This window comes from uncultured Thiodictyon sp., from assembly GCF_903828115.1.
Taxonomy (GTDB): domain Bacteria; phylum Pseudomonadota; class Gammaproteobacteria; order Chromatiales; family Chromatiaceae; genus Thiodictyon.
Genome location: NZ_CAIKKU010000442.1, coordinates 1 through 6,714 on the forward strand (window position 1 = coordinate 1; position 6,714 = coordinate 6,714).

Below are 6,714 nucleotides of genomic sequence, written 5' to 3' on the forward strand. Positions count from 1 at the left end.
GAATCCAGGGTGTTACGATAACCTCGATTACGACAACGACAACGACAACGACAACGACAACGACAACGACAACGACAACGAGGGAGCGAGGGTCAGAGACAGTTATCTCTAAGCATCTTCAGGTAAACCAGTCCCTTATTGCGGGCAAAGGCGATATTCCTGTCCGCGATTCCTTCCGGATCGGTGTAATGGGCCAAGGCCTGGTCGATGCCCTCTTCGCGGATCAGGTGCAGCATCGGGTAGAGTGACCGGTTGGTATAGTTCGCCGGGTCGTCCGCCGGGGCCTCGGCAAAGCGGTAGTCCGGGTGGAAGCCCGCGACCTGATAGATGCCCTCATAGCCTTGCGCAGCCAGCAGGTCCTCCGCCAGCGCGACCAGGTCCAGATAGTCGTCGAACCCCGGATAGGCCTCCGGAAAGATCAGCAGCGTGGTCTCGATCGCCGGCTGCTCATCCAGCCGGTGAAATTCGCGCAGGAGGGCGGCCAGGCAGGACTGCTCGTCGGCGGCGGGCTCGACCTGGTAATGGATGCTGCCGCGCCTGACCGGCTTGGCGGCAAAGGGACAGAAATTGCATCCGACCACGACCTCGGCCACCCATTTTTTGGTCTGGGTGATGACCTGTTCAGCGTCGATCATAGAAAATAAGGGTCCGGTTGAAGTGATGGTTCAGGCCTAAGAAACGGTTCACTAATAAGTCAAGTCCATTAGGGAATGCTTGTCCCGTCGTTGTCGTTGTCGTTGTCGAGGTTATCGTAGCGCCTCGGATTCTCTCGCACGCCAGGTTACATCGCTTCTCGGTTTACGATTACGACAACGAAACCGACAACGACAACGACAACGCGCCCAGTCAGCCGCCACCCCGGAGTGTCCCATGGGCCACCTCTTGAGCGCCAAGTCTTCCCTGGTGCCCCTGATCGATCGCCTCAACCGCTACCCCATCGGACTCGTGGACAGCGCCAAACTCCGGGAGATCCTGGCCCTGCTGTTCACCGAGCGCGAGGCCTTTGTCGCCTCCCGCTTCCCCCTGCACGAGGCGACCGCCGCCGAGCTCACCGACCTGACCGGGATCGCGCCCCCGCACCTGCGCCCGCTCCTGGAATCCATGGCCGACAAGGGCCTGGTGATGGACCTGCCCTACGGGGCCCAGACCTATTATCTCCTGGTCCCCGGCCTGATCGGCTTCATGGAGTTCACCTTCATGCGCCGCCGGCCCACCCTGACCGCCCCGGTCCCGGTCGCGGACCTGGCCCGGCTCATGTCCCAGTACCTGCACGAGAACGGGCGGGCGGGGCAGGGCGGGGAGTTCTTCGGCAGCCCCACCCAACTCACCCGCGCCCTGGTCTACGCCGAGCATATCCCGGTGACCTCGCGCATCACCGCCTACGAGGACGCCCGGCGCATCATCATGGACGCCGACTACCGCGCCGTCACCCTCTGTTACTGTCGGCACAAAAAGGAGCACCTGAATGAACCCTGCCGCAAGGGCGCCCCGGTGGAGGCGATCTGCATGGTCCTGGGCGAGGGCGCCCGCTTCCTGGTGCGCCGCGGCTTCGCCCAGGAGCAGGACCAGGCGGCCATGCTCGCCACCCTGGAGCGGGCGCGCGCCCTGGGCCTCACCCACGTCACCGACAACGTGCGCGAGCGCCCCAGCTTCATCTGCAACTGTTGCCGCTGCTGCTGCGAACTGATGGCCGGGGTCCAGTCCGGCTTCAGCGACGGCATCGCCAAGACCCCCTTCCTCGCCGCCGTGGACCCGACCCGCTGCGACTATTGCGGCGAGTGCCTCAAGACCTGCAACGTCAAGTGCATCGGTATCGCCGCCGGCGCCCGCACCCGGCCCCAGGCGCAGCGCTACGCCGGGGTCGACACCGCCACCTGTCTCGGCTGCGGGGCCTGCATCGCCGTCTGCAAACGCGGCGCCATCCGCCTGGTGCCGCGCCCCCACCCCAAGACCCCGCCCAAGAACCGCGGCCGGCTCTTCGCCCGCATCCTCTGGGAAAAGGGCCGCCTCTGGCCCTTCATCGCCGACCGGGCCAAACAGCAATGGCGGCTGCTCACGCGTGCCGCCCGCCGGCCGTGAGCGGGACCACCGCACCCACTGGGAGCGCCGCACCCCAGTGCGGCGAGCCCCTCAACCAGGATGCACCTGAAGGCGAAGCGCCATCACCCGCCACCCCCGGCAGCGAAGTCCCCACTGGGAGCGCCGCACCCCAGTGCGGCGAGCCCGCCGCGCAGGATGCCCCAGAAGGAGAAGCGCCACCCCCCGAAGGCCGCGGCTGGTACTCCCGCGGCTACCTCCCCCACTGCGACTCATCCCATGTCATCCAGTCGCTCAGCTATCGCCTGGAGGACTCGCTACCCGCCCCAGTCCTGGCACGCCTGCAGGCCGAGTCCCGACGCGAGATCGCAGACCCCAAGACCCGCGACATCGCACTTCGCAAGCGTATCGAAGACTATCTCGACGCCGGCCACGGCTCCTGCATCCTGCGCGAACCGCAGATCGCCGCGTGCATCGTCGATACCTGGCTGCACTTCGACGGCAAGCGCTATCGCCTCCTGGAATGGGTCGTCATGCCCAATCACTGCCACGTCCTGATCGAACCCTTGCCGGGCGTCGCCCTGGCGACCATCGTACTGTCCTGGAAGAACTTCACCGCCCGGTTCATCAATCGTTTCCTGAGCCGCACCGCGCAGAATGGCGCCGCGGTCCACGGACAGGTCTGGCAGCGCGAGTATTGGGACCGCTACATCCGCACCGACCGACACCTCGCCGCCGCACGCCATTACATCCGGATGAATCCGGTCAAGGCGGGTCTGGTCAAGACCCCGGAGGCATGGCCCTGGGGGAGCGCCGGCATGGGGCGCGGGAGCGATTCGTAAGCGGCGCCGCCACTGGGAGCGCCGCACCCCAGTGCGGCGCGGCCTATCAACAGGACGCGGCGCCGCGGTCGCTTGCGAGGCTCGCCGCACTGGGGTGCGGCGCTCCCGGTGGCGTGCCGCGCGGCACCGATATTGAGGGCGCCGCCGATCCGTCGCCTCCTGCATGGTTTATGCTATCGCCCTGACACCGCATCGAGACACAACCCCGGAGCACCCCATGGCACTGCGCGAGATCACAATCAACGGCCAGACGATCCTGGTCGAGGTGGCCGACCTGAAGGTCGAAGGCCAGTCGGCCGACAACCGCCGCGAACCCACCGCGGCCAGCGCGGAGGGCGGCGATATGACGGATCGCATCGACCACCTCCTGAAAGCCCTCACCGCCCCGGTCCAGGCCGCCTGCCAGGCCGCCGGTGCCGCCGAGTGGTCGCTGCGGATCAACATCGGTTTCGGGGGCAAGGCCGCGCTCCCCTTCATCGCCTCCGGCGAGGCCAATGCCGCGGTCAGGGTCACCGCCAAATGGAAGCCGGCGGCCTGAGCCGATGGCCCTCGCCGACCTCATCGTCAGCCTCTGGGGCGATCAGGCGGCGTCCCGGTTTCTGTGCTCCGGCGTGCATGTCGCGCCGGGTCATATCCTGACCGTCGCCCATGCCTTCGAGGACTTGGCGCCCGACGGCCAGACCTTTGTCTGTCAGTTGCCCGGCCAGCACGGCGCCAAGGCCGCAACCCTCTTGGCTCGTCACACGACGCTCGACGCCGCCATCTTCAAGTTGACGAAGCCCATCGGCGACCTGCGCCTGCCCCTGCCCGATGCCATCGGCGCCCAGGAGGGCCGCCGGCCCTGGTTCCATGCCATCGACCCCGACACCCATGATGTGGTGAGCCTGGACCACGGTTGCATCGGCGACTATGACGGACAGCACTGCGAGTATGTCATTGCGCCGCAGACCGCCCACGGCTACAGCGGCGGCCTCCTCGCGGTCGGTGAGCAGCCGATCGGTCTGCTCAACTGCCGGATCGAGAACGAGCCGATCGCCCGTGCCATTGCGCTCGCGCAGTTGCGGCCCTGGGTCGCCTTCCATGTCGACCGCCCCCAGGGCCCCGACGACCAGGCGGGCCCGGACTACGACGCCCTGGTGGCCCTCCTCGGGGTGCGCGCCCTGCAACTGCTCGCCAACCCCGGCACCGCGGACCTGCGCCGCCTGGGCGGCTTTCCCCGGCGGGCCGGCGAACTCGCCGGCCGCCCCCCGCGCGACTGCTTTGAAACCCTGGTCCCCGACCTCCACCAGGCCACGCAAGACTGTCTCGACGCCTGGCGGACCCAGGGCGTCGCGATCCCGCGCAACTTCAAGGCCGACTGCCACGCCCTGCTCGGGGAGCTGCTCAAGGGCGCCGTAGACCGGCGGGGCCGCACGTCGGCCGAACTGGCGGAGTTGGGCGCCGCCACCCCGGATCGCATGTTCGTCGCCTGCCGGACCCTCGGCGCCGCGGCCACCGTGTACTGCTCCATCACCGACATCCCCTTGCGGCTGGCCGAGCCCAAGGGCGCCCTGGACCTGCACGGCGGTTCGGTCATCGACCTCACCGACCTGGCCCAAGGCGTCGGCCCCGATGCCGAGCGGGACGCCTTTGACGCGGTCTGGCTATCCTACAAGGGCACGCCGGCGCCGGTGGACTTCGGCAACGCGGAGCAGCGCCTGCGCTATCTCAACAACCTCATGAGCCACATCGACATGAAGCGCAGAATCTACCGGGACGACCCCCGGTTCCTGGTCGCCCGGGGGCCGCGCGAGTGGCTGCACGGCGTCGGCCTGGCCAGCGCCGGCGAGCGGCTGCGCATCGGTCTCGTCATCCACGCCGCGGGCAGCGACTATGCCTACCTCGCGGTCGAGGAGGACCTGCTGATCAACCTGGCCTGCGAGTATCTCCTACTCCTGGAGCGGCCCTGATGCCCATCCCCGACTACCCCACCGATCGGGACCTGGACCTGGACCCCTGCGGCACCTGGCCCCTGTCGGTCCACCGCTTCGACCGCGACACGGCGGCGGCCCTGCGCGCGGCGGAGGCGGCCGGGCGGCCCCTGCTGCTGCGCGGTGTCCCCGGCACGGGCAAGAGCCAGACCGCCCGCGCCGCCGCGGCGGCGACTGGGCGGCTCTTCGTCCCGGGGGTGATCGATGGCCGCAGCGAGGCGGCCGACCTGCAATGGCATTACGACGCCGTCGGGCGCCTGTCCGACGCCCATGCCCCCGGCGCCCAGGCGCGCGACGCCGCCCATTATCTGAGCCCCGGTCCCCTCTGGTGGGCCTTCGATTGGGCCGGCGCGCACCGCCAGTGGGACCTGCGCCGCCAGGGCGAGGCCCCCGTGCTGCCCCCTGGCTGGACGCCGGGACTTGGCGCTGTGCTCCTCATCGACGAGATCGACAAGGCCGACCCGGACCTGCCCAACGCCTTTCTGGAGGTCCTGGGCAACCAGGGCTTCAGCCTCCCCTTCCTGGGTCAGGGCGTCGTGCGCGGCCCGGTCGCGCCGCTCGTGGTCATCACCACCAATGAGGAGCGCGAACTGCCCCCGGCCTTCCTGCGCCGCTGCCTGGTGCATATCCTCAAGGCCCCCGCGGACCTGCCGGACATGGGCCGGCGCCACCTGGCACGGCGGCGTCTCACCGGTTACCCGCGGGTCTTGCAGGAGGCCGCGCGCCTCCTGGACGGGGATCGCGCCCGCGCCCGGGAGCAACAGAGCTATGCCCCCGGCCTGGCGGAGTATCTGGACCTGGTGATCGCCGTCGCCACCCTGGCGACCTCGGAGGACGGGCAATGGGCGCTCCTGGAGCAGACCGCCGGCTTCGTTCTCGACAAGGCGGCGCCGCTGCCCGACTGAGCGCGGGTGGACGCCCCAACCCCCAGGCCCCGGGCCGCCGCCGGCCGTGCCGACCTGGTGCGCATCCTGGCCGCCCTGCCGCCGCACCAGTGGCCCGCCGCGGCGCGCGGCCTGGGGTTCTCCCCGGTGCCGGAACCGCCGCGACCGACCCGGCCCGCGCCCGGTGCGCGGGCCGACCGCCCGGTGGAGGGCGATTCCCGGGCTGAGCCCGAACCCTACCAACCCGCGGACCTCCCGGACCTGCCCTTCTGGCGCATCGCCGCCGACGCGACCCAGGCCGCGGACCCCGGCGCCGCGGACGCCCCCGCCTGGCTGATCCGGGCCGCGCCCTGGGACGCGCTCCCCCTGAGCGACCCCGACTGCCCGCGCCCCACCCAGCCGGAGCTGGTGCCGCGCCCCCGCCAGGGGCGCTTCCTGCGCCGCCACCTGGCGACCTCGCGCCCCGGCACCGGCCTGGACCTGGAGCGCCTGTGCCGCGCCCTGGCCGTACGGCGGCTGCCGCCGCGCCTGCCGCGCCGCCTCAACCCGCGCTGGCCGGCACGGGTGGACCTGGTGCTGGACCTCACCCTGTCCCTGCGGCCCTTTTGGGACGATTTCTGGCAGCTCCAGGGCGGGCTGCGCCGTCTCCTGGGCGGTCGTCTGCACGTCTGGCACAGCCGCGGCGGCGATCCCCGGGACCTGGTGTCCGCCCGGGACGGGCGCCCCGGCGGGCCGCCGGCCGGGGCGGGCGCCCTCGTGGTCCTCAGCGATGCCGGACTCTATACTCCCGGCAGCGGCCGTCACCGCCGCTGGCAGGACCTGGGCCGCCGCCGGTCGGCCGCACCCGGGGCCGGCGCCCTGCTCATCGCCCCGGTGCCGCCGCGCCTCGCCGCCCCCGGCCTGGTCCCCGGGTTCCGGCTGGTCCCCTGGGACCTGGGGGCGCCCCTGCACCCCCTGCGCCCGGGCGCGGCGCCCGGGTGC

7 protein-coding genes are annotated in these 6,714 nt (G+C 70.6%); 6 read left to right on the forward strand and 1 reads right to left on the reverse strand.

The window, feature by feature from the left end; translation table 11 throughout:
* Window positions 1–92: 92 nt before the first annotated feature.
* Window positions 93–635 carry a DUF1415 domain-containing protein gene (locus tag QZY48_RS16175; protein ID WP_295432708.1) on the reverse strand — a complete coding sequence of 181 codons (543 nt, stop codon included), beginning with the start codon at window positions 633–635 and terminating at the stop codon, window positions 93–95.
* A 235-nt stretch (window positions 636–870) separates the two neighbouring features.
* Between QZY48_RS16175 and QZY48_RS16180 the strand changes: the two genes are divergently transcribed.
* From QZY48_RS16180 to QZY48_RS16205, 6 genes are all read left to right on the forward strand, one after another.
* Window positions 871–2,079 (forward strand): 4Fe-4S dicluster domain-containing protein, encoded by a 1,209-nt coding sequence (locus QZY48_RS16180; protein ID WP_295432710.1) that lies wholly within the window; start codon window positions 871–873, stop codon window positions 2,077–2,079.
* Window positions 2,076–2,879 (forward strand): transposase, encoded by an 804-nt coding sequence (locus QZY48_RS16185; protein ID WP_295432713.1) that lies wholly within the window; start codon window positions 2,076–2,078, stop codon window positions 2,877–2,879. The genes QZY48_RS16180 and QZY48_RS16185 overlap by 4 nt, the downstream gene beginning before the upstream one ends.
* A 217-nt stretch (window positions 2,880–3,096) precedes the next feature.
* The gene (locus tag QZY48_RS16190; protein ID WP_295432716.1) at window positions 3,097–3,417 is read left to right on the forward strand and encodes a CU044_2847 family protein; all 321 of its coding nucleotides are present in this window, start codon (window positions 3,097–3,099) and stop codon (window positions 3,415–3,417) included.
* 4 nt (window positions 3,418–3,421) lie between these two features.
* The gene (locus QZY48_RS16195) at window positions 3,422–4,828 is read left to right on the forward strand and encodes a hypothetical protein (RefSeq protein ID WP_295432718.1); all 1,407 of its coding nucleotides are present in this window, start codon (window positions 3,422–3,424) and stop codon (window positions 4,826–4,828) included.
* On the forward strand, window positions 4,828–5,754 hold the full coding sequence (locus QZY48_RS16200; protein WP_295432720.1) for an AAA family ATPase: 927 nt from the start codon (window positions 4,828–4,830) through the stop codon (window positions 5,752–5,754). The genes QZY48_RS16195 and QZY48_RS16200 overlap by 1 nt, the downstream gene beginning before the upstream one ends.
* A 6-nt stretch (window positions 5,755–5,760) precedes the next feature.
* Window positions 5,761–6,714 (forward strand): hypothetical protein (locus QZY48_RS16205; RefSeq protein WP_295432723.1); only part of this gene is annotated, 954 nt, incomplete at its 3' end.

What these genes read in the sequence shown, in the direction of transcription:
- QZY48_RS16175 (WP_295432708.1), bottom strand. Translation starts at nt 635, where the DNA reads ATGATCGACGCTGAACAGGTCATCACCCAGACCAAAAAATGGGTGGCC.
- QZY48_RS16180 (WP_295432710.1), top strand. Translation starts at nt 871, where the DNA reads ATGGGCCACCTCTTGAGCGCCAAGTCTTCCCTGGTGCCCCTGATCGAT.
- QZY48_RS16190 (WP_295432716.1), top strand. Translation starts at nt 3,097, where the DNA reads ATGGCACTGCGCGAGATCACAATCAACGGCCAGACGATCCTGGTCGAG.
- QZY48_RS16195 (WP_295432718.1), top strand. Translation starts at nt 3,422, where the DNA reads ATGGCCCTCGCCGACCTCATCGTCAGCCTCTGGGGCGATCAGGCGGCG.
- QZY48_RS16200 (WP_295432720.1), top strand. Translation starts at nt 4,828, where the DNA reads ATGCCCATCCCCGACTACCCCACCGATCGGGACCTGGACCTGGACCCC.